20 protein-coding genes are annotated in these 20,799 nt (G+C 65.3%); 12 read left to right on the top strand and 8 right to left on the bottom strand.

Annotated elements, in window-relative coordinates:
- Positions 1-76: 76 nt before the first annotated feature.
- The gene (locus AC066Y_RS28200) at positions 77-1,018 is read left to right on the top strand and encodes a DMT family transporter (RefSeq protein WP_478276719.1); all 942 of its coding nucleotides are present in this window, start codon (positions 77-79) and stop codon (positions 1,016-1,018) included.
- Between the two features lie 118 nt (positions 1,019-1,136).
- Here the strand turns inward: AC066Y_RS28200 and AC066Y_RS28195 are convergent, their stop codons facing one another.
- Positions 1,137-2,093, bottom strand: a complete 957-nt coding sequence (locus AC066Y_RS28195; RefSeq protein ID WP_478276718.1) for a LysR family transcriptional regulator — start codon at positions 2,091-2,093, stop codon at positions 1,137-1,139.
- Positions 2,094-2,228: 135 nt separating this feature from the next.
- Between AC066Y_RS28195 and AC066Y_RS28190 the strand changes: the two genes are divergently transcribed.
- Positions 2,229-2,612 (top strand): nuclear transport factor 2 family protein, encoded by a 384-nt coding sequence (locus AC066Y_RS28190; RefSeq protein WP_478276717.1) that lies wholly within the window; start codon positions 2,229-2,231, stop codon positions 2,610-2,612.
- Between the two features lie 307 nt (positions 2,613-2,919).
- On the opposite strand, the gene AC066Y_RS28185 is transcribed toward AC066Y_RS28190, so the two are convergent.
- Entirely contained in the window at positions 2,920-4,605 is a 1,686-nt protein-coding gene (locus AC066Y_RS28185) for a methyl-accepting chemotaxis protein (RefSeq protein WP_478276716.1), read from the bottom strand.
- Between the two features lie 269 nt (positions 4,606-4,874).
- On the opposite strand from AC066Y_RS28185, the gene AC066Y_RS28180 reads away from it, so the two are divergent.
- From AC066Y_RS28180 to AC066Y_RS28165, 4 genes are all read left to right on the top strand, one after another.
- Positions 4,875-5,918 (top strand): C-terminal binding protein, encoded by a 1,044-nt coding sequence (locus AC066Y_RS28180; protein ID WP_478276715.1) that lies wholly within the window; start codon positions 4,875-4,877, stop codon positions 5,916-5,918.
- A gap of 146 nt (positions 5,919-6,064) precedes the next feature.
- Positions 6,065-7,411 carry an ABC transporter substrate-binding protein gene (locus AC066Y_RS28175; protein ID WP_478276714.1) on the top strand — a complete coding sequence of 449 codons (1,347 nt, stop codon included), beginning with the start codon at positions 6,065-6,067 and terminating at the stop codon, positions 7,409-7,411.
- A gap of 132 nt (positions 7,412-7,543) precedes the next feature.
- A complete protein-coding gene (locus AC066Y_RS28170; RefSeq protein ID WP_176533451.1) occupies positions 7,544-8,500 on the top strand; it encodes a carbohydrate ABC transporter permease in 957 nt (318 codons plus the stop codon).
- Entirely contained in the window at positions 8,493-9,389 is an 897-nt protein-coding gene (locus AC066Y_RS28165; protein ID WP_478276713.1) for a carbohydrate ABC transporter permease, read from the top strand. Before AC066Y_RS28170 ends, AC066Y_RS28165 begins: the two co-directional genes overlap by 8 nt.
- Before the next feature lie 170 nt (positions 9,390-9,559).
- Here the strand turns inward: AC066Y_RS28165 and AC066Y_RS28160 are convergent, their stop codons facing one another.
- The 6 genes from AC066Y_RS28160 to AC066Y_RS28135 all read right to left on the bottom strand — a co-directional run bounded on the left by AC066Y_RS28160 (position 9,560) and on the right by AC066Y_RS28135 (position 15,058).
- Positions 9,560-10,381, bottom strand: a complete 822-nt coding sequence (locus AC066Y_RS28160) for a TonB family protein (protein WP_478276712.1) — start codon at positions 10,379-10,381, stop codon at positions 9,560-9,562.
- Positions 10,382-10,446: 65 nt separating this feature from the next.
- A complete protein-coding gene (gene exbD / locus AC066Y_RS28155; protein ID WP_478276711.1) occupies positions 10,447-10,893 on the bottom strand; it encodes a TonB system transport protein ExbD in 447 nt (148 codons plus the stop codon).
- Positions 10,894-10,896: 3 nt separating this feature from the next.
- Complete coding sequence (gene exbB / locus AC066Y_RS28150) at positions 10,897-11,649, bottom strand: tonB-system energizer ExbB (protein WP_420971875.1); 753 nt, start codon at positions 11,647-11,649, stop codon at positions 10,897-10,899.
- 58 nt (positions 11,650-11,707) lie between these two features.
- On the bottom strand, positions 11,708-12,181 hold the full coding sequence (gene hutX / locus AC066Y_RS28145; RefSeq protein ID WP_478276770.1) for a heme utilization cystosolic carrier protein HutX: 474 nt from the start codon (positions 12,179-12,181) through the stop codon (positions 11,708-11,710).
- Between the two features lie 47 nt (positions 12,182-12,228).
- Positions 12,229-12,561 (bottom strand): heme-degrading protein HmuQ, encoded by a 333-nt coding sequence (gene hmuQ / locus AC066Y_RS28140; protein ID WP_456718829.1) that lies wholly within the window; start codon positions 12,559-12,561, stop codon positions 12,229-12,231.
- 148 nt (positions 12,562-12,709) lie between these two features.
- Positions 12,710-15,058 (bottom strand): TonB-dependent hemoglobin/transferrin/lactoferrin family receptor, encoded by a 2,349-nt coding sequence (locus tag AC066Y_RS28135; protein ID WP_478276710.1) that lies wholly within the window; start codon positions 15,056-15,058, stop codon positions 12,710-12,712.
- Between the two features lie 251 nt (positions 15,059-15,309).
- Between AC066Y_RS28135 and hemP the strand changes: the two genes are divergently transcribed.
- The 6 genes from hemP to AC066Y_RS28105 all read left to right on the top strand — a co-directional run bounded on the left by hemP (position 15,310) and on the right by AC066Y_RS28105 (position 20,785).
- Positions 15,310-15,516 (top strand): hemin uptake protein HemP, encoded by a 207-nt coding sequence (hemP, locus tag AC066Y_RS28130; protein WP_478276709.1) that lies wholly within the window; start codon positions 15,310-15,312, stop codon positions 15,514-15,516.
- 8 nt (positions 15,517-15,524) lie between these two features.
- Positions 15,525-16,475, top strand: coding sequence for a heme/hemin ABC transporter substrate-binding protein (locus AC066Y_RS28125; protein ID WP_478276708.1), 951 nt, complete (start codon positions 15,525-15,527; stop codon positions 16,473-16,475).
- Positions 16,472-17,572, top strand: a complete 1,101-nt coding sequence (locus AC066Y_RS28120) for a FecCD family ABC transporter permease (RefSeq protein WP_478276707.1) — start codon at positions 16,472-16,474, stop codon at positions 17,570-17,572. The genes AC066Y_RS28125 and AC066Y_RS28120 overlap by 4 nt, the downstream gene beginning before the upstream one ends.
- A complete protein-coding gene (locus AC066Y_RS28115) occupies positions 17,569-18,372 on the top strand; it encodes a heme ABC transporter ATP-binding protein (protein WP_478276706.1) in 804 nt (267 codons plus the stop codon). The genes AC066Y_RS28120 and AC066Y_RS28115 overlap by 4 nt, the downstream gene beginning before the upstream one ends.
- A gap of 108 nt (positions 18,373-18,480) precedes the next feature.
- Positions 18,481-19,833, top strand: a complete 1,353-nt coding sequence (locus AC066Y_RS28110; protein WP_478276705.1) for an esterase-like activity of phytase family protein — start codon at positions 18,481-18,483, stop codon at positions 19,831-19,833.
- A gap of 508 nt (positions 19,834-20,341) precedes the next feature.
- Positions 20,342-20,785 (top strand): hypothetical protein, encoded by a 444-nt coding sequence (locus tag AC066Y_RS28105; protein ID WP_478276704.1) that lies wholly within the window; start codon positions 20,342-20,344, stop codon positions 20,783-20,785.
- Positions 20,786-20,799 lie beyond the last annotated feature (14 nt).

Genomic DNA, 20,799 nt, shown 5'->3' with positions numbered 1-20,799 from the left:
GGCCCCGCACGCATGGCTCCAATCCGCTCTTTCGTCTTGTGGCGGCGGCGGATTCGGGCACAACATCCACTCGATAATGACCGCCTTGCCCGCACCTGCCACAACCCCACGCCGCTCTCCGCTGCACTGGCTCAACAACCAGCCCTATCTGCTGCTCAGCCTGACGTCGCTGTTCTGGGCCGCCAATATCGTGCTGGCCCGGCATGTCGGCAGCCATGTGCCGCCGGTCACGCTGACCACGATCCGCTGGTTCGGCGTGTTCCTGATCCTGTTGCCGTTCGCCTGGCCGCATCTGAAGGAGGACTGGCCGAAGCTGCGCCGGGCGCTGCCGCTGATGCTGCTGTTGTCCGCGGTCGGCTTCGCGTTCAACAACGCGATCTCCTACTGGGCGATGCAATACACCGAGGCGTTGAACGCGCTGCTGATCCAGTCGGCGGGGCCGCTGTTCGTGGCGCTGTGGTCGCTGATCCTGTTCGGCGTCCGGTTGACGCCGGCACAGCTTGCCGGCATTGCGATCTCGCTGGCGGGCGTGCTGACCATCATCCTGCGCGGCGACTTCTCGGCGCTCGCCAGCATCAGCTTCAACCGCGGTGACATCATGTTCGGCGCCTCGCTGGTGTCGTTCGGGCTGTATTCGGCGCTGATCCCGCGGCGGCCGAAAATCCATCAGCTCTCGCTGATCTCGTTCACCACCTGCTGCGGTGCGCTGATGCTGTTGCCGGTGGCTATCTGGGAATTCGCCAACGGCGTGACGCTGAAGCTCGACGTTCTGACTTTCGCAACGCTGGGCTACACGCTGATCTTCCCGTCCACGCTCGCCTATCTGTTCTTCAACCGCGGCGTCGCATTGATCGGCCCGAACCGCGCGGCGCCGTTCTTTCATCTGGTGCCGGTGTTCGGCTCGGCGATGGCGATCCTGCTGCTCGGCGAGACGCTCGCGCCGTACCATCTGATCGGCTACGCACTGGTGCTCGCCGGCGTCATCATCGCCTCGCGGCAAGGGTCCGCGAAGCGCTAGCTGACGCCGAGGATACGGCTAGAGCGTTTTCGAGCGAAGTGGGCAGCGGTTCGCGTGAAGAAAACGCGTGAAAGCAAGAATCCAGAGCTTCGGTTCTGATTCAATCAGAACCGAAGCTCTAGCCTGCCTTGCGCAAGCCGACGGATTTGCGCGGCGAATGCGGCTTTGCCGCCAGCGTTTCCGTGATGAAGTCAATAAACCGCCGCACCTTGGCCGGCACGTGGTTACGCGAGGCGTAATAGACGTAGAGCGGAAAGCGCTCGTCGGGCCAGTCCGGAAACAGCTCGACCAGCGCGCCGCTCCGCAGGTGCTCATCGATGCCGAGATCGATCACCTGCGCGATGCCGAAGCCGGCCAGGCATGCGCCGAGCTTGGTTCCTGAATCGGTCACGGTGAGCCGCCCGTTGACCGCGACCGGCACCACCTCGCCGCCGCGCCAAAACTCCCAATCGAAGGGACGCCCGGTCGCCGCGTCGATGGCCAGGATGCACTGATGGTCGCGGCTCGCCAGCTCCCGCGGATCAAGCGGCCGGCCGTGTCGTTCGAGATAGATCGGCGAGGCCACGGTGAGCACGCGCGCATCGAGGACGCGGCGTGCAATCAGCGCCGACGGCGCCGGCTCGCCGAAACGCACCGCCAGATCAAAACCGTCGCTGACCAGATCCGCGATCCGGTCGCGGGTCTCGATCCGCAGCTCCATGCCTGGATTCTGCAGCAGGAACTCGCTCAGCTTCGGCGACAGCACCATGCGGGAGAACAGCGGGTCGACATTGACCCGCAGCCTGCCGCGGACCGCATCGCGCGATTTCGAGGTCTCCGCCGCCGCCTCGCCGATCCCGGCCAGATGCGCGGCAACCCGCTCGACCAGCGCGCGTCCTTCCTCGGTGAGCTCGACGGCGCGGCTGGTGCGGTGAACCAGCCTGGCATCGAGGCGCGCCTCGAGCTTGGCGATCGCCTTGCTGACCCCGGATTGCGTCATGCCGAGCCGTTCGGCGGCCCGGCCAAAACTGCGCGCATCCGCCAGCGCCGCGAGGACCACCAGGCCGCCAACCAGCCGACCGTCAACTTCGTCCATGCCGATGCCTCTCAGTCATCCAAGAGATGACCGTCCAGTCGTAGCACTCCGCCGCCATATCGGCCACTGTCGGCGCAGATCACCGGTTCGATCCGGTGCGGCCACCGCCACATTATCCGCTACGGAGATTTTGCAATGAGCGACATCCAGGCCATCGCATCCGCGATCGATGGATATTTCAACCTGATGTATGACGTCGACGATAGCCGGTTCCGCGACGTCTTCTCCGATGCCTGCATCGTGCACGGCATCCGGGACGGCAAGCACACGGTGCGGTCGGCCGCGGAATTCCGCGACTTCATCCGCAGCCGCCCCTCGCCGGCGTCGATGAAATCGCCGCGCGACGAGGCCATCATCAGCATCGACCAGACCGCGTCCGATCTGGCCATCGCCAAGGTGCGCGTCAGGGCCGGCCAAACCGGCTTCATCGACCATCTCGTGGTTCATCGGATCGACGGCAGGTGGCTCATCACCACCAAGGCGTTTCACGTCGCGCAGGTCTTTCCGGCGGGATCATGACGCCGCACGGGATTTTCTGAATATTAGAAATATGGCACTGATTTGCCCGACGAGTCAAGTTGGCTGGTCATAGGCCGGCCCTTCACCGGCTCCTTTGCATGGGGTTGTTTTTCGATTTTTTGGCCGCGCGTCCCCGCGACGGCCCGGGAGTCGGGCGCCTCCAGCGACAAAGGCGAAGCCATTGCGTCGGGATGACGGGGAAGCACGACCGCAGAAACCGTAGGGCGGGTTAGCCGAAGGCGTAACCCGCCGTCTGTTCGCGGATGAAGGCGGTGGGTTACGCTTCGCTAACCCACCCTGCGCAACCTTACGCCGCGCGCACCTTCTGCAGGAACTCGTCGACCGCGTTGCGCAGCATGCCGGACTGGGTGTCGAGCTCGCGTGCGTTCGACAGCACGTCGCCCGCCGCGGTGCCGGTGGCGGCGGCCGCGGTGGTGACGCCGCCGATATGGGCGGAGATCTCGCTCGAGCCGGCCGCGACCTGCTGAATGTTGCGCGCGATTTCGCGCGTCGCATCGCCCTGCTGGTCGATCGCGGTCGAGATCGAGGCCGTGATCTCGCTCATCTGCGCGATGGTCGCGGTGATGCCGCCGATCGAGGTCACCGCTTCGCCGGTGGAGGCCTGCATCGCGGCGACCTGCGCCGAGATCTCCTCGGTCGCCTTTGCGGTCTGGTTGGCCAGCGCCTTCACCTCGGAGGCGACCACCGCGAAGCCGCGGCCGGATTCGCCGGCGCGCGCCGCCTCGATGGTGGCGTTGAGCGCGAGCAGGTTGGTCTGGGCGGCGATCGAGTGGATCAGCTTGACCACCTCGCCGATCTTCTCGGCGCCGGTCGAGAGCGCCTGCACGGTCGCATTGGTGCGCTCAGCATCGGCCACCGCCTGGCTCGCGACCTCGCTGGAACGCGCCACCTGGCGGGAGATTTCCGCAACCGAGCTGGAGAGCTCCTCGGCCGCCGCGGCGACGGTGCCGACATTGTCGGAGGCAGAATCGGAGGCAGCACCGACGGTCGCGGCCCGCGCGCTGGCGTCGCTGGCGGTCGCGGTCATCGACTGCGCCGTGGTCTGCATGCCGGCGGCGGCGGACGCCACCGTTCGGACGATGCCGTTCACGCTGCGCTCGAAATCGCTCGCAAGGTCCTGCATCGCGCTGCGCCGCTCGGCGGCGGCGCGGGCCTGCGTCTCGGCCTCGGCCTGCTCGAGGCCGCGGATGCGGATCGCATTGTCCTTGAAGATCTGCACGGTCGCCGCCATCCCGCCGACCTCATCGCCGCGGCCGACACCCGGGATGTCGCCGTCGAGCTTGCCGTCGGCGATGTCGCGCATGCGTGCACCGAGCAGGTTGAGCGGCCGGGAGATGCTGCGGCCGATCAGCCAGGCGACCGAGCCGGAGATGATGCCGATGCCGAGGATCGCAAGGCCGAGCAGCCACGCGATCGGCCGCATCTTGGCGTCGATATCGTCGAGATAGGCGCCGGTGCCGAGATACATATCGAAGCCAGGCACTGCGACCGCGTAACCAAGCTTCCGGATCGGCGTCTCCTGACCAGGCTTCACGTATTCATAGAACAGCAGAATCTCGCCCTTGGCCTTCACGCCATCCATCAGTTCCTGCGACAGCTTGCGGCCATTGGTCACGACGTCCATCCGGTTGGTGCCGACCTGCTTCGGATCGGGTGCCAACACCGTGATGCCGTTGTAGTCCGTGCCGAACAGATAGCCCGAGCCGTTATCGTAGGTCATCGCGTTGCCGCGCTTGCCCAACTCGGCCAGTGCCGCTTCCTTGGTCATCTTGCCGGCGTCGACTTCCTTCTTCAGGCCTGCCGCCATGTTCTTCGCCATCTCGACGATGGCCTTGGCCTGGTCGATGCGAGCATTGGTCATCTCACGCTGCATCAGGTTGATCGCCAGGATACCGGCCGCGCACAGGCCGAGGAGCGCTACTCCCACCAGAATGCCGAGCTTGGGGGTGATCTTCAGATTTGACAGCTTCACGGGGATCTCCAGAGGAGGCGGGGAACGCGACGCGATTGGCGGATTGATTCCGCTCACCGTAATGTGAGACCCTTTACCTGATGGTTACGGAGGTTCTCCGTAGAAGCCCGGAGAATCGGGCGGCGGACCAACCGGCAATTGTGGAGAGAACAGCGCCGCTCGCGTACAAGTAGGGACAGCGGTGATCCAGGCCGCGCTCCGGGAATCAAGAACATCAAGAAGCAAACCAGCAAGAAGCAAGAACAGAAGACCTCAATCGGGAGCAGACAATGTCGAAATTCAGGGTGGTGACGCCAAAGGGCGCGAGCTTCACGGTCGCCGGCGGCGGCTATGATTACGAGCGGGAGGCGCTCGATCCGATCGGCGCCGAGATCGTCGAGGCGCCGGCCAACGAGGCCGAATTCATCGCCGCGGCACGCACCGCGGACGCGATCTACGCCAAGGGCATGCTAATCACCAAAGCGGTGATCGATGCGCTGGAGAACTGCAAGGTGATCACGCTCGGCAGCGTCGGCGTCGACTCCGTCGACGTCAAGGCCGCGACCGCCCGCGGGATCCCCGTCACCAACATCCCCGACACCTTCATCGAGGAGGTTGCCGACCACGCCATGATGCTGCTGCTCGCAGGCTTCCGCCGCCTGATCGAGCAGGACAAGATGGTGCGCAGCGGCCGCTGGGCCGAGGGCCGCCCGGCCCTCTTGAAGATTCCGCGGCTGATGGGCCAGACGCTCGGCTTCATCTCGTTCGGCCGCGTCGCCCGCGCGGTGGCCAAGCGCGCCGCGCCGTTCGGCCTCAGGATGATGGCCTACGATCCCTTCATCCAGGAAACGCTGATGTACGACCACGGCGTGATTCCCTCGACGCTGTCGGAGGTGCTGTCGCAGTCTGATTTCGTCTCGATGCACGCCCCGGCGCGGCCCGAAGTGCATCACATGCTGACCGAGAAGCATTTTCGTCAGATGAAAAAATCGGCGATCTTCATCAACACCGGCCGCGGCGCCACCGTCGACGAGGAATCGCTGATCAAGGCGCTGCAAGAGGGCTGGATCGCCCACGCCGCGCTCGACGTGCTGGAGAAGGAGCCGCCGTCGCACAACAATCCGATGCTCGGGATGGACAATGTTACCTTGACCGCCCACGTCGCCTCGGCATCGGCACGTTTTGACGAGGCGCGCAAGCGCCGCGTGGGCTACGAATTGTCACTAGTGCTGCAAGGCATGTGGCCGGTAAGCTGCGTCAACCCGTCGGTGCTGCAAGACACCGCGCTGCGCCGCTGGCAGCCCGTCAGCATGGATCGCGGTCCGAACAGCTGAGGCGGGATTGCGCTTTTCGCGCGAGGGCCCCGTCTCATGCGGGCCCTTCGCGCGCGGGTGCGCCGACACCACAAGACCCTTCACCGGCGACCAACGCCGGGAAGGAACAATGACAACGAAACAATAAGAACGGGAGTGCGAACGACATGAAGTACGAGATCACGCGTCGCGACGCGCTGGCGCTGGGGGCGTCCGCGGCGGCACTGGCGGTCACCGGGGCCTCGGCGCAGGACGCATCGAAAGTGAAGGCTGCCGACGTGGCGGCGCCGTCGCTGCCGATCGAGAAGGGCGCGACCTTGCGCATGTTGCGGCCGGTGCGCTTCGTCCAGGCCGACGAAGACGTGTTCCGCGCCAATGCCAAGCGCTTCACCGACAAGACCGGCGTCGAGGTCAAGGTCGACTTCGTCGGCTGGGAAGACATCAATCAGCAGACCGCGGTGACCTCGAACTCCGGCGCCGGTCCCGACATCATCATCGGCTTCGGCGACGCACCGCACATCTATATCGACAAGCTGATCGAACTGACCGACGTCGCCGACTATCTCGACAAGCGCTACGGCGGATGGCTGACGCTGGCGCGCCGCTACGGCATGCGCTCGAAGTCGAAGAGCTGGGTCGGCCTGCCGTTCGGCGCCTCGGGTGGCCCGCTGGTCTACCGCAAGTCGCTGGTCAATGCGGCCGGCTTCGACAAGGTGCCGGAAGACCACGCCGGCATCCTCGAGCTCTGCAAGAAGCTGAAAGCGGCCGGCAAGCCCGCGGGCTTCGCGCTCGGCAACGCCGTCGGCGACGGCAACGGCTTCGCCAACTGGCTGTTGTGGTCCCACAATGCCGCGCTGCTCGATGAGGAAGGCAATATCATCATCAACAGCAAGGAGACGATCGCCGCGCTGAAATATTTGAAGGAGCTCTATCCGACCTTCATCGCCGGCACGCCGTCCTGGAACGACGTCTCCAACAACCGCGCCTACTCGTCGCAGGAAATCGGCCTGACCGGCAACGGCGTCTCGCTGTACTTCTCGCTGAAGAACGATCCCGCGACCAAGGCGGTCGCCGACGACACCGAGCATCAGTTGCTGCCCAAGGGATTGGCATCGACCTCGCCGATGTCCGGCCTGACGCTGAATGCGATGGCGTTCAAGCACAGCCCGTATCCCAACGCAGCGAAGGCGTTCCTGCAATTCATGCTGGAGAAGGAGCAGTACGAGCCGTGGCTCAACGCCAACTCCGGCTACTGGTCGCAGCCGCTCGCAGCCTACGCCGACGCTGCGGTGTGGTCGGGCGATCCCAAGGTCGCGATCTTCAAGGACACGATGAAGAGCCCCTATTACAACGGCTACAAGGGGCCGATCTCGACCGCGACCGGCGCGGTCAACGCCGACTACGTGCTGGTGCAGATGTGCGCCTCGGTGGCGACCGATGCGGCAACGCCTGAGGCCGCCGCCGCGGAAGCCGAGCAGCGCGCCAAGCGGTACTTCCGGCGGCAGGGCCGGTAACGACGGTCATTGAAACTGCGAAACTTAATCAACCGTCATTGCAAGCGAAGCGAAGCAATCCATAACGCCCCAGAGGAGAGATGGATTGCTTCGTCGCTTCGCTCCTCGCAATGACGACAAGACGAGCATTCAATGTCCGTAACCACCCTCAATTCACGCGGCGCGGCACTACGCCAGCCGGGCTGGCTCGCGCGGCTGTTCGACTACAAGCCGTTCCTGATCGTGATGTGCCTTGCGCCCGCGGTCGGCCTGCTGCTGGTGTTCCTCACCTATCCGCTCGGCCTCGGCATCTGGCTCGCCTTCACCGACACCACGATCGGCCAGCGCGGTGTCTATATCGGGCTCGAGAACTTCCAGTATCTGCTCAAGGATCCCCTGTGGTGGAACGCGGTGTTCTACTCGATCTTCTACACCGCGGTCGCAACCTTCGGAAAGTTCGCGCTCGGCTTCTGGCTGGCGCTGCTGCTCAACAACCACTTTCCGTTCAAGAGCCTGATCCGCGCCATCGTGCTGCTGCCGTGGATCGTGCCGACGGTGCTCTCCGCGCTGGCATTCTGGTGGATCTACGATCCGCAGTTCTCGATCATCTCCTATCTGCTGGTCGACGTGCTGCACCTGCGCGACAGCAATGTCGATTTCCTCGGCTCGCCCTGGCCGGCGCGGTTCTCGCTGATCGCGGCCAACATCTGGCGCGGCATCCCGTTCGTCGCGATCTCGCTGCTGGCCGGGCTGCAGACCATCTCGCCCTCGCTCTATGAGGCGGCGATGCTCGACGGCGCCACCTCCTGGCAGCGCTTCCGCTACATCACCTTCCCGATGATGATGCCGATTCTGGCGATCGTGATGACGTTCTCGATCATCTTCACCTTCACCGACTTCCAGCTCGTCTACGCCATTACCCGTGGCGGCCCGGTCAACTCGACCCATCTGCTCGCGACGCTGGCGTTCCAGCGCGGCATCGCCGGCGGCGAGCTCGGCGAGGGTGCGGCGATCGCGGTCTCGATGATCCCGTTCCTCGTGTTCGCGACGTTGTTCAGCTACTTCGGCCTCGCCCGCCGCAAATGGCAGCAGGGAGAAGCCAATGACTGACGTTGCAGCCCAATCCTCCAACGTCGCCAGCGCCACGCCCGACACGATGGCGTGGGATTCCCGCGCCCGGCGCGTGGTGATGATCTATCTGCCGCTCGCCTGCTTCATCCTGATCCTGCTGTTCCCGTTCTACTGGATGGCGATCACCTCGTTCAAACCGAACGCGGAGCTCTTGAACTACAAGGAGCACAATCCGTTCTGGATCACCTCGCCGACGCTCGCGCATGTCAAGCATCTGTTGTTCGACAACTCGTATCCGCGCTGGCTGAAGACCACCATGCTGGTGGCGATCGGCTCGACCTTCCTGTCGCTGTTCGCCTCGACGCTCGCCGCCTACGCGATCGAGCGGCTGCGCTTCCGCGGCAGCCCCTATGTCGGGCTCGGCATCTACCTCGCCTATCTGGTGCCGCCGTCGATCCTGTTCATTCCGCTGGCCACCGTGATCGTGCAGTTCGGCCTGTTCGATTCACCCTTGGCGCTGATCCTGGTCTATCCGACCTTCCTGGTGCCGTTCTGCACGTGGCTGCTGATCGGCTATTTCAAGTCGATCCCCTATGAGCTCGAGGAATGCGCGCTGGTCGACGGCGCAACGCGGCTGCAGATCCTGTGGCGGATCACGCTGCCGCTCGCGGTACCCGGCCTGATCTCGGCCGGCATCTTCTCCTTCACGCTGTCCTGGAACGAGTTCATCTACGCGCTCGCCTTCATCCAGAGCGGCGCCAACAAGACCGTGCCGGTTGCGATCCTGACCGAGCTCATCACCGGCGACGTCTACCAGTGGGGCGCGCTGATGGCGGGCTCCCTGCTCGGCTCGCTGCCGGTCGCGCTGTTCTACTCGCTGTTCGTCGACTACTACGTCTCGTCGCTGACGGGGGCGGTGAAGGAGTAGCGGGGCGTCGGTCGAAGCGAACTCAGCCTTTCCCGTCATCCTGAGGAGCGCGAAGCGCGTCTCGAAGGATCGACGGCCACCGGCGGGGCCGTGCATCCTTCGAGGCTCGCTCCGCTCGCACCTCAGGATGACGGGAAAAGAAGTGCGGCCTAGGTCAGTGAGGCTTGGTACTAGCGCGGCACGAACGCGACCGGCACGCTGAAAGCCATCGAGCCCTGCGTGACCTCGGATGGAAACGCCGGAAACGGCTGGGCCTGGCGCACCATCGCCAGCGCCCGCGCGTCGAAGGTCGGATTGCCGGAGGAGCCGCCGAGATGGCTCGACAGCACCTGCCCGCCGCGGCCGAGCGTGAACACCAGCCGGACCACGCCGCGCTGGCCGTTGCCGCCGGCCGGATAGGAGTGGAAGCGCAGCAGATGCGCGCGAACGCGTGCGTTGTAGGCCGCGATCGCAGACGCGGCTGCGCCGGCGCTGATCGCGGATGCCGCCGGCGCCTGACGCTCGGCCCGGCTCGGCGCGCTGGTGCGTGGTGCCGGCGCTGCCTCGGACGGCTTCTTGGCCTCGCGACGGACGACCTTCGGCTTGATCGGTTCGGGTTTCCGCTCCGGAACGACCTTTGCGGGTTCGGGCTTCGGCGGCGTGGCCTGCTGCTTCTGCTCCGGCGGCGCTGTCACCTCGGGCTTCTCCTGCAGCGGCGTCGGCGCGATCTCCTCCTGCACCGGCTGCGTGGCGGCAGGCTCTGGCGGCGAGGCGTCAGCCTCCTGCATCGCCGGGCCCGGCGGCAGCTCGGTCTCCGAGATCGCCGGCGAGGACGTGATCGGCGTCAGGTCGACCAGCACCGCCGGCACCACGACACCCGGCGGCGGCGCCGAGACCCAGGTGATGCCAAGCGCAATCAGCACCGCATGCGCGGCCAGAATCGCGGTTGCCGACAGGCCCCACCGCCGCAGCCTGATTTCGTCGCCCGCATCATGAAGCGCATACGCGTTCATCGAGATTCGTCTTGTTTGCGCATGATCTTGCCGGAAAACCGGTACCCACTTTTCCGGATCATGCGCTAGCTGCGTCCGTCGAGGCCAACGAGCGCGATCTTGAGATAACCGGCGTTGCGCAACAGGTTCATCACCTCCATCAGGTCGCCATAGCTGACCGCCTTGTCGGCACGCAGGAAGATGCGCTCGTCCTTCTTGCCCTGCGTGGCGCCGTCGAGCGTCGCGGTCAGCGCGTCGCGCGCGATCACGTCCTCGCCGACCGCGACCGAGAGGTCGGGCTTCACCGTGACGAACACCGGCTTGTCCGGCCGCGGCTGCGGCTCCACGGTCGAGGCCGGCAGATCGACGCCGAGATCGACGGTCGCCAGCGGCGCGGCCACCATGAAGATGATCAGCAGCACCAGCATCACGTCGATGAACGGCGTGACGTTGATCTCATGTGCCTCGGCCAGATCGTCGTCGCCGCGACGCCGGCCACCGAATGCACCGCCAGAACCGAGCTTCGCGCCCATCGCCTACTCCGCGGCGCGCGCCAGCCGGAACAGGCTGCGATCGCCCTCGCGGCTGACCAGCAGCATCACCATGACCGAGGCATCGCCGAGCAGCGCACGGTAGGCCGCAATCGAACGCGTCAGATGATTGTAGATCACGACCGCGGGGATCGCGGCGACGAGGCCGAGCGCGGTCGCAAGCAGCGCCTCCGCAATACCAGGCGCGACCACCGCGAGATTGGTGGTGTGCGCCTCGGAGATCCCGATGAAGGCATTCATGATGCCCCACACCGTGCCGAACAGGCCGACGAACGGCGCGGTAGCGCCTATCGTCGCGAGCACGCCGGTGCCGCGCGCGATCTGCCGCGACATCGCCGCCTCGACCCGCTCGAGCCGCAGCGCGATTCGCTCCTTGAAGCCGTCGTCGAACATGCCGCCGGAGAGCGCGGCCTCGCGCGACGCCGACTGCACGATCTGCGCCACGGCATCGCTGCCGTCGCGGCTCGCCTGCTCGACCTCGGCAAGCTGCGTGTCGCGCTCCAGCAGCCCGATCCGTTGCCGTGCAAGCGTCGTCTTGCGGCGGATCTCGACGGTCTTGGCGAGCCAGACTGTCCAGGTCACGAGCGAGGCGAAGGCCAGCCCGATCATCACCGCCTTCACGACGATGTCGGCGCTCTCGAACATGCCCCAGGGCGAGAGATTGCGCGGCAGCAGCGCGGCGTCGGCTGCGGCAAGGCTCGCGCCCGGCAGCATGCCGAACATGGCGCCCGCCAACATCCCGATGCGTCGCCCAAGCCTGCGATGCGACATGGTCGCCTCCCGTCCTTCGTCGGTCTCAGCCTGCTTTCGGTGCGATGCGATCCGCCAGCGCGTGGAAGCGCGCCAGCTGGTCGCCGCGCAACGCGCGCGTCTCGTCGCGGCCGACGAACACCTTGAACATGATGGCGCCGTCGAGATTGATGAAGGCGATGAAGGCCGACACCTTGCCCATGAAGGGCCGCTCGACGAACGCGATCGCCGCACAGCGCTCATGCCTGAGGTGGCCGTGCAAGCCCTTTGGCTGCATCAGGTTGAAATAGCCGCGGCCCACTTCGCCTTTCGGAATGGCGCCGGTGAATTCAAAGATCGCATCATCGGTGTGCACGATCAGCGTCACCTCGCCCCAGTCCGCGATGTCCTGCATCGCGGCGACGAACTCGCCGGCGCCGATCCGCACCATGCTTTCGGGCAGCGCCTCGAGCACCGCGCGCGGCGTCACGTTGCGCTCGCGCGCGACGTCCTCGATGACTGCGCCGGGATTGTCGGCCATATAGGCCTTCAACCCGGCAAGCTCCGCGTTCTGCACGGCCGCCTCCGTCACGCCGGGCTCTTGGCGCGCTCGGTGATCAGCACTTCAAAGCCTTCGAATTTGGGATGGCCGAGATAGAGGCTGCCGCCGGTCTCGTTGCCTGCACGGGAATGGGCGCGGCGGAACGCATCGGACCTGGTCCAGTCTTCGAACGCCGACTTGCTGGCCCACACTGTGTGGGTCGCATAGAGCGTGTGGTCCTCGGCCTCGGGGCCCTTCACGAGGTGAAACTCGATGAATCCAGGCAGATCGCCGAGATAGGATTCGCGCGTCCTCCAGACCGTCTCGAACGCCTGTTCCTTGCCCTTGATCACCTGAAACCGGTTCATTGCGATGAACATGAAAGCCTTCTCCTGATTGGCGGCGGATGCACGGGATCCTGCCGGTTGATCTCGTTGATATCATGAATGCGCCAAGGAATCCGCCAAGGCCGCACTGGGAGCACCAGCGCGGCCGGAGCAACCTGGATGGAATGATCGGCTCGTCGCGTTACGCTCCACCTAGGTGAATCCTGAGCCCGGCCTTGTAGACAGTGCCCGGACCGGGGCTCGAGAACAGCACGTCGTTCTGCGTCGTGCCGTCGCTCGAGGAGCCCGGGATGGCATAGGGCCGGTAGTACTGGTTCAAGAGATTGTCGACCGACGCCGTGAAGGTGATGTCCTTGGTGGCGTTCCAGGTCAGATAGAGATTGACCAGTTCGTAGCCGGTCGAGGGCAGATAGCCCGCCGGCAGGTCGTTATTGGCGCCGAACGAGGACCATTGCGCTGCAATGATCAGCGTGCGGTCGAGCAGGCGGACGCCGCCCGTCGTCGTCACCTTGCGCGGCGTGATGGTGGCGAGGCCGACATTGGTCGCGGTGTTCCGGCCGCGCATCAGATGCCCGGCGACGCCCACGAACCAGCCGCCCGCGTCATACATCGTCTCGAGCTCAAAACCCTCGATGCGGGCATGGGCGATGTTCTGGTACTGGTAGAACTGGCTGAAGCGTCCGAACGGCGTCAGGGTCGGCGCCGAAGGGACGAGGTCGATATAGCCGTCGACGTCATTGTGGAACACGTTGATCTTGCCGCGGAACGAGTCGCTCGCGGCGAAGATGCCGTCATACTTCAGATTGATGCCGGCTTCCTTGTTCTTGCCGACTTCGGGCCGCAGCGCCGCATTGGGCAGGAAGCAGAACAGGCCGCTGGTGCCGTCGGGGCAGTTGAACAGCGCCGGCCCGCCGCCGGTGGCGTGGCCGCCCGAGATCAGGGTCTCGGTGATCGACGGCGCGCGATAGCCCTCGGCATAGCTCACATAGGGCGTGAAGCCGGTCACCGGCGTAACGCCGACCGTGATCTTCGGCGACAGCCGGTCGCCGCTCGTCGTGGTGTTGATCGAGGTGAGCTCGTAATGATCGTAGCGGACCGCACTGACAAGCTCGAGCCAGGTCGAATAGTTCTGCTTCAACTGCACGAAGCCGCCGGACACCGTGCGCTGGCCGCCGGGCGTCGTGATGTTGGAATTGCCGCGGGAGTCGAAAGTCTCGACATCGTCGCGGAAGGCGTCGAAGCCGTAGGTCACGGTGTTGCGCCAGTCGCCGAAATTGAAGCGCGAGGTGTTGTTGACGTCGAGGCCGACGGTGTCGAGCGAATAGCCGCGCTTGTCGCCGACGCAGCCGGAGATGTTGTTGCCGGGATTGGCCAGCGTGCAGACGCCGCCGCCTGACGTGATGCGGTTGTTGTAGGTCTTGACCTGGTCGTTGTCGGTGCGGTTGCCGTAGACCGAGATGTTCCAGTCGAACAGCATGTCGTCGGGCTTGGAATATCGCCAGCTCAGCGTGCCCGTGTAGTTCCTTGCATCGGAAGCGTAGACCGAGGAGCCCGCGATCGCGGCCAGCGGCGCCGCCGTCGTGGTCGGGCCGCGGTTTTGCTGACCGATATTGTACTGGTAGTCCTGGAAGACTCCGCCGATCTTGAACTCGTGGCCTTCGGTCGGGCGGATCGTCACCTTCATCAGGCCGGCCGCGATATCGTTGCCGGTGTTGCCGATCTCGGTGCCCGCGCCGTCCTTGTAATTGCTCTGGGTGCGGTAGACCGCGCCGCCGAACACATCGACATTCGGATCGGCGCGCACGCCGCCGAACACCGAACCCATGCCGCGGTCCTTGTTGCTGCCGTAGGAACCCGACATGTCGACGCCCCAGCGCTCGCCAGGACGCACCACATCGTTGATATCCTTGGTGCGGAACGAGACCACGCCGCCGATCGCGCCGGAGCCGTAGATATTCGCGGTCGGGCCGCGCACCACGTCGACGCCGCCGATCAATTCCGGATCGAGGAAGAAGGAGCCGTTGGCGTTGTGGCCGGTGCGCTGATAATTCTGCCGCGCGCCGTCGACCACCACGGCGACGCGGCCGAAATCCTGCAGGCCGCGGATATTGATCACGGTCGCCGGATCGTCGCCGCGTTCCTGGAACGAGACGCCGGGCACGCTATAGAAGATGTCGGACACCCGGTTCGGCTGCAGGCCCTGAATCTTCTCCAGCGTGACGGAGCTGACCGGCGCCAGCGCGTCGATCGCGCGCTCCTCGGTCTTGGATGCCACAGCCGTGATGGTGTCGAGCGATTGCACCGACACCGCGCCGACCTGCGCGCGTGCATTCATCGCAGGCGACGCCGCTGCCTGCGATTCGGCCGCAGGCTTCGGCTTGCGCTTGGCCTGCTTCGGCCGCTCGGTCGCGGGACGCGCAGCCGACGCATCAACGGTTTGCGCCAAACCGCTTGCCGGCAGCGCCGCCGAAAATGAAAACACCGACGCCCCCAAAATCAAGGCGCGCGAAATCCTAGCCCCGTCAGCCATTCTAGCCCCAGCCCGATCATCGCATTTCTGGTTTGGCTGGCGTGCGCTCGACCGAGCGGCTTGCTGGCTACGTTGCAATGCAAGCCACAAGCTCGCATCGTGTGATGATTGGTTACGAGCCGGCAACAAAACGGTCAAGAATGCGGCAGCGCTGTTTACATCGATTGTAAAGTGCGGCCGTTGGAATGCGCCTTCGCCCGCTTATACAAGCAAACATCATTTGAAGATCTCGAAGGCGCAGCACCACGAGCATGTCGGCAACTTTCGGAGACAACATCGGCGCGGCGGGAAAGCAGGCCGTATCAGCGCCTGACGCGGCCAAAACGCTCATCATGCGCGGGAATCGCCTCGACAGCCGCGACCTGTTCTCGGCTGAGCGCGAGATCATCATCGTGCATGGCGAAGAGCGTTACCGCTTGCGGTTGACCTCTCAGAACAAGCTGATCCTGACCAAGTGACGGCCCCGATGACAATTTGTCGCACGCTCGCTCTGCTCGCGCTCTCCTGTCTGCTGCCGATCGGCGCAGCGATCGCCGAGGGCATCATGGTGCACGACGCACGCGACCGCGACGTCGTGATCGATGATCCCACGCGGATCGTCTCGATCGGCGGCGCGATCACCGAGATCCTCTATGCATTGGGTTTCGAGGACCGCATCGCCGGCGTCGATGCCACCAGTCTCTACCCGCCGTCCGCGCTGCGTGAGAAGCCCGACGTCGGTTACATGCGCCAGCTGTCGCCGGAGGGCGTGCTTGGCCTGCATCCGTCGCTGGTGCTTGCGGTGCAGGGCTCCGGGCCGAAGGAGACCATGGACGTGCTGGAGGCGGCCAAGGTGCCGCTGGTGCTGGTGCCCGAGGCGTTCACGGAGGCCGGGCTGGTGGAGAAGATCAAACTTGTGGGCCATGCCATGGGCGCCGATCCGCGCGCCGCCTGCCTGGCCACGGCGGTGGAGAGCGACCTCGCGCAACTGCGCGCACTGCGCGCCAAAGTGACAAAGCCGGTGCGCGTGATGTTCGTGATGTCGCTCCTGAACGGCCGGGCGTTGGCCGCCGGCCACAAGACCGCCGCGGACGAGATCATCCAGCTTGCCGGCGCCGTCAACGCGGTCGACGGTTACGACGGCTACAAGCCGGTCAACGACGAAGCCATCGTGGCGGCGTGGCCGGATGTCGTGCTGTCGATCGATCGCGGCAAGGACTCGCTGACGTCGGATGCCGTGTTCGCGCATCCAGCTTTCGCACTGACGCCGGTTGCGGCCAATAACGCCTTCATCTCGATGGAGGGGCTCTATCTGCTCGGCTTCGGGCCGCGCACCGCGGCCGCGGCACGCGACCTCTCGGTCAAGCTCTATCCGGCGCTGGCGCCGGAGGCCGCCACCTTCAAGCCGGCGGCGCTGACCGCGAACTGCCGGCAATGAGCGTGCTGGCCGAACGCCCCGCGCGTGCGAAACGACGGCGCGCCGGCATGTCGCTGCGGCCAGCGGCGACACTCACTTTGCTCTGCCTGCTTGCGGCGCTCGCAGCAAGCGCGCTGGTCGCCCTGACGGTCGGGGCCGCCGGCATTCCATTGGCGCGACTTCCCGCCGCGCTCGGGCTATGGGCCGACGGCGTGGCCAATCCGCTGCTCGCGCGCGACCAGCTCGTGGTGTGGTCGATCCGGATCCCGCGGATCGCGGCGGCTGCGATGGTCGGCGGACTCCTTGCCGTCTCCGGCGCCATCATGCAGGGCCTGTTCCGCAACCCCCTCGCCGATCCGGCGCTGGTCGGCGTCTCCTCCGGCGGCGCGTTTGCCGCAGCGGCGGCGATCGTGTTCACCGACAGCCATCTCGGCGAGAGCGTGCGCTTCCTGCAGCATCAGCTGCTGCCGATCGCGGCTTTCGCGGGTTCGCTGGTCACGACCATCGTGCTTTATGGCATTGCCAGCCGCGGCGGCCGGACCTCGATTGCGATCTTCCTGCTGGCCGGACTTGCAATTGCCGCGATCGCCAATGCCGGCATCGGGCTCCTGGTATTCGTCGCCGACGACCGCCAGCTGCGCGACATCACCTTCTGGATGCTGGGTTCGCTGAGCGGCGCGACCTGGACCAAGCTCACAGCGCTGGCGCCGGTGCTGGCCGCGGCCCTGATTGCCTGCCTCTGGATCGCGCGCGGGCTCGACGTGCTGGTGCTCGGCGAGGCCGAGGCGTTCCACAGCGGCGTCGATGTCGAACGGCTGAAGCGGATTTCGATCGTGCTGGTGTCGGCGATGACCGGGGTCGCGGTTTCGGTCTGCGGCGTGGTCGGTTTCGTCGGCATCGTGGTGCCGCATCTGCTGCGGCTGGTGATCGGACCCGGGCATCGCCTGCTGCTGCCGGCGTCCGCGTTGCTCGGTGCGATCCTGCTGGTCGGCGCCGACACGGTGGCGCGCACCATCGTGGGCCCCGCTGAAATGCCGATCGGCATCCTGACCGCGGCGATCGGCGCGCCGTTCTTCCTTGCCATGCTGCTGCGCCAGCGCTCCCTGGTGTCGCTATGAGCGCGCTGCTGGAGGCGCAGTCGGTATCGATGACGGTCGGCGGCGCCGCGCTGGTCGATGCGGTCTCGCTGCAGATCGGCGCCGGCGAGATGATCGCGATCGTGGGTCCCAACGGCGCCGGCAAATCGACCTTGTTGCGGATGCTGTCGGGCGACCTCCGTCCGTCGCGCGGAACGATTCGGCTCAGGCAGCGCGACCTCAACGCCTATGGTCCACGCGAGCTGGCGCAGCACCGTGCGATGCTGTCGCAGCACGTCAACGTCAGCTTCCCGTTCACGGTCGAGGAAATCGTCAGCATGGGCGCCGGCGAGAGTCCGCGCGCGGTGACGCGTGCGCTGGTCACCGCGGCGCTGGACGAGGTTGGGCTGGCGCATTTCCGGTTCAGGCAATTGCCGACGCTGTCCGGCGGCGAGCAGCAACGCGCGCATTTCGCCCGCGTGCTGGTGCAGCTCGCCTGCGGCGAAGCGCTGCACGGGCCGGGACTGTTGCTGCTGGACGAGCCGACCTCGAGCCTCGATTTGCGGCATCAGATCGACCTGGTCGAGACCGCCCGGCGGCGCGCCGCGCGCGGCACCGCCGTGATCGCGATCCTGCATGATCTCAACCTCGCGATGCGGTTCGCCGACCGCATCCTGCTGCTGCATCGCGGGCGGCTTGCCGTCGACGGCGACCGTGCCGCGGCAATGCAGGCCGACACGCTGAGGCAGATCTTCGAGGTCGACGCCACGATCGACTATACCGCGAGCGGCGTGCCCTTCCTGCTGCCGCAAACGATGCGGCCGGCGGGCAAGGCGACGTAACGCCGCAAGGCTTATCCCGTCGCAACATCCGCGGTTCACAAAACTGTCAGCCGGCTGTAACAGGCGGCTCGGAGAACATCGCATCGTTTATCCTTTGGGAGATCAACCATGCGCTTGTCACTGCTCTGTTCCGTCGCCTCGATCCTGCTCGCCACATCGGCGTTCGCGCAGAGCGAGGGCGAATTCCCGGCGACGCTGGCAGGACACGCCGTGATGCCGGCGGAGAGCTTCATCGACGCTCCCGCCGATGCCCCGAACGATTTGAAGACATCGGGCAAGTACACCACCGGCAAGCGCGTCGATGCCATCGGCACCGTGATGGGAAAATCCTACGAGCGGCCGACCGGCGTGTCGCTGCCATTCAAGGGCCAGCCGCTGCAAGGCCATTCCGGCATCAAGGCCATGCCCGACGGCTCGTTCTGGGTGATCACCGACAACGGCATGGGCGCGCGCTACAACTCGGCGGACTCGATGCTGTACCTGAACCGCTACAAGATGGACTGGGCGAACGGCAAGATCGAGCGTCAGGAGACCGTGTTCCTGCACGATCCCGACAAGAAGGTGCCGTTCCGCATCGTGCATGAGGACACCGCCAAGCGCTACCTCACCGGTGCCGACTTCGATACCGAGGGCTTCCAGATCATCAACGACACCTTCTGGATCGGCGACGAGTTCGGGCCCTACATCCTCAAGGCCGACAAGACCGGCAAGATCCTCGCGGTGTTCGAGACGGTCGCCGACGGCAAGCCGGTGCGCTCGCCGGATCACTGGGCCGTGCAGTCGCCCGGCGCGCCCGGCGCCACCTACACCAACGTCAACCTGCGCCGCTCCAAGGGCTATGAGGGCTTTGCCTCCTCCAAGGACGGCAAGTTCCTCTACGGCCTGCTCGAAGGGCCGCTGTGGGATGCCGACAAGAAGGATTGGGAGAAGGTCGACGGCAAGGAAGCCTCGCGCATCCTCGAGTTCGACGTCGCGGCGGAGAAGTTCACCGGTCGCTATTGGCAATATGTGTTCGAGCAGAACGGCAATGCGATCGGCGACTTCAACATGATCGATCCGACTCAGGGCCTCGTGATCGAGCGCGACAATGGCGAGGGCACCGCCGACAAGGCCTGCCCGCAAGGCCAGCGCGGCGAGAACTGCTTCCCTGACCTCGCCAGGTTCAAGCGCGTCTACAAGATCGAGCTGTCCGACGCCAATGTCGGCAAGCCGGTGCGCAAGATCGCCTATATCGACCTGATGAAGATCCGCGATCCGAACAAGAAGGCCCGCAAGCCGCTCAACGACGGTGTCTACACCTTCCCGTTCTTCACCATCGAGAACGTCGACCGGGTCGACGAGACCCACATCATCGTCGGCAACGACAACAATCTGCCGTTCTCCTCGAGCCGCGACCCGAACAAGGCCGATGACGACGAGTTCGTGCTGCTCGAAGTCGGAGACTTCCTGAAGGCGAAGTGAGGCGATTGCTGTCGCCACCCACAACAGGGTCGTCGCCCGGCTCGCCGCCCCGCTAAAGCTTCGGCGCGCCATGCACTCATGGCCTCGTCGAAGCCTTGGCGTAGACGGGACCGGGCGACTCAGTATTCCAGAGACGTCTGAGTTCAATCGATGGGCCGCGGCGTACTGGATGCCCCGCTCAAGGCGGGGCATGACAGCGAATATGCGGAAGCAGTCCCGTCATCCTGAGGTGCGAGCGGAGCGAGCCTCGTAGGATGCACGGCCCCGACGATGCCGCGCGGAGCAGCCGGGCCGTCGCCCTTCGAGATGGCCGCTTTGCCGCCTCCTCAGGGTGACGGTGATAGAGCGCCGCGCCTCACTCAGCATTAGCTCGCTCCTTCTTCATCCGAATCCCCGAACATAGGATCGCGCTGGACAAGGCGCCAACGGTTGTCTTGCAATTGCCCTTCTACCGAAGCGCTCGATGATGATAGCCTCGGCCGATGCTTGAATCGCTTCGGGGCAAATCATGCGAGAAAAATCCAGCCTGACCTACATCGAGGCGTTGATCGCCGCGGGCTCCGTTGCGTATCTGGGCTGGGACCAGAGCTGGGGGTTTCCGCCCGGGCTCGTCGCTTTGATTCTCGGCGCGGTCGTCTACTTTGCCTACCTGTGCCTGATGCGACGGTTGGTGAGGTTTCATCAAAACAGCTATGAAGTCGTGGCGACGATCCTGGCCGCTGTGTGGGGCGTGTTGGCTTATCTGGTCACGGGCGCGCTGCAGGCGGGATTCGCCAATCAAATACCCGCCTCGCTGCTGATGCATCTGTGGCCCTGGATCGCGGCGATCGTGGCTTTCATTGGAGCACTCGCCAGCAAAGTGCGCTTCATGGACGATGTTCGCGAATATGTCGTCGGCCGCCGCGCGCGCTGGGACAATCAGCAATGGCTGGAGGAGGACGCGGGCTTCTAGCCCGCGTTCGCATC

It is taken from the genome of Bradyrhizobium sp. USDA3010 (assembly GCF_056429065.1).
This window is presented reverse-complemented; position numbering and strand designations above follow the sequence as displayed.

What these genes read in the sequence shown, in the direction of transcription:
- exbB (WP_420971875.1), bottom strand. Translation starts at nt 11,649, where the DNA reads ATGTTGGCGGGCGCCATGTTCGGCATGCTGCCGGGCGCGAGCCTTGCC.
- AC066Y_RS28190 (WP_478276717.1), top strand. Translation starts at nt 2,229, where the DNA reads ATGAGCGACATCCAGGCCATCGCATCCGCGATCGATGGATATTTCAAC.
- AC066Y_RS28170 (WP_176533451.1), top strand. Translation starts at nt 7,544, where the DNA reads ATGTCCGTAACCACCCTCAATTCACGCGGCGCGGCACTACGCCAGCCG.
- AC066Y_RS28165 (WP_478276713.1), top strand. Translation starts at nt 8,493, where the DNA reads ATGACTGACGTTGCAGCCCAATCCTCCAACGTCGCCAGCGCCACGCCC.
- AC066Y_RS28110 (WP_478276705.1), top strand. Translation starts at nt 18,481, where the DNA reads ATGCGCTTGTCACTGCTCTGTTCCGTCGCCTCGATCCTGCTCGCCACA.
- AC066Y_RS28180 (WP_478276715.1), top strand. Translation starts at nt 4,875, where the DNA reads ATGTCGAAATTCAGGGTGGTGACGCCAAAGGGCGCGAGCTTCACGGTC.
- AC066Y_RS28115 (WP_478276706.1), top strand. Translation starts at nt 17,569, where the DNA reads ATGAGCGCGCTGCTGGAGGCGCAGTCGGTATCGATGACGGTCGGCGGC.
- AC066Y_RS28195 (WP_478276718.1), bottom strand. Translation starts at nt 2,093, where the DNA reads ATGGACGAAGTTGACGGTCGGCTGGTTGGCGGCCTGGTGGTCCTCGCG.
- hutX (WP_478276770.1), bottom strand. Translation starts at nt 12,181, where the DNA reads ATGGCCGACAATCCCGGCGCAGTCATCGAGGACGTCGCGCGCGAGCGC.
- AC066Y_RS28120 (WP_478276707.1), top strand. Translation starts at nt 16,472, where the DNA reads ATGAGCGTGCTGGCCGAACGCCCCGCGCGTGCGAAACGACGGCGCGCC.
- exbD (WP_478276711.1), bottom strand. Translation starts at nt 10,893, where the DNA reads ATGGGCGCGAAGCTCGGTTCTGGCGGTGCATTCGGTGGCCGGCGTCGC.
- AC066Y_RS28175 (WP_478276714.1), top strand. Translation starts at nt 6,065, where the DNA reads ATGAAGTACGAGATCACGCGTCGCGACGCGCTGGCGCTGGGGGCGTCC.
- AC066Y_RS28160 (WP_478276712.1), bottom strand. Translation starts at nt 10,381, where the DNA reads ATGAACGCGTATGCGCTTCATGATGCGGGCGACGAAATCAGGCTGCGG.
- hmuQ (WP_456718829.1), bottom strand. Translation starts at nt 12,561, where the DNA reads ATGTTCATCGCAATGAACCGGTTTCAGGTGATCAAGGGCAAGGAACAG.
- AC066Y_RS28135 (WP_478276710.1), bottom strand. Translation starts at nt 15,058, where the DNA reads ATGGCTGACGGGGCTAGGATTTCGCGCGCCTTGATTTTGGGGGCGTCG.
- AC066Y_RS28200 (WP_478276719.1), top strand. Translation starts at nt 77, where the DNA reads ATGACCGCCTTGCCCGCACCTGCCACAACCCCACGCCGCTCTCCGCTG.
- AC066Y_RS28105 (WP_478276704.1), top strand. Translation starts at nt 20,342, where the DNA reads ATGCGAGAAAAATCCAGCCTGACCTACATCGAGGCGTTGATCGCCGCG.
- AC066Y_RS28125 (WP_478276708.1), top strand. Translation starts at nt 15,525, where the DNA reads ATGACAATTTGTCGCACGCTCGCTCTGCTCGCGCTCTCCTGTCTGCTG.
- hemP (WP_478276709.1), top strand. Translation starts at nt 15,310, where the DNA reads ATGTCGGCAACTTTCGGAGACAACATCGGCGCGGCGGGAAAGCAGGCC.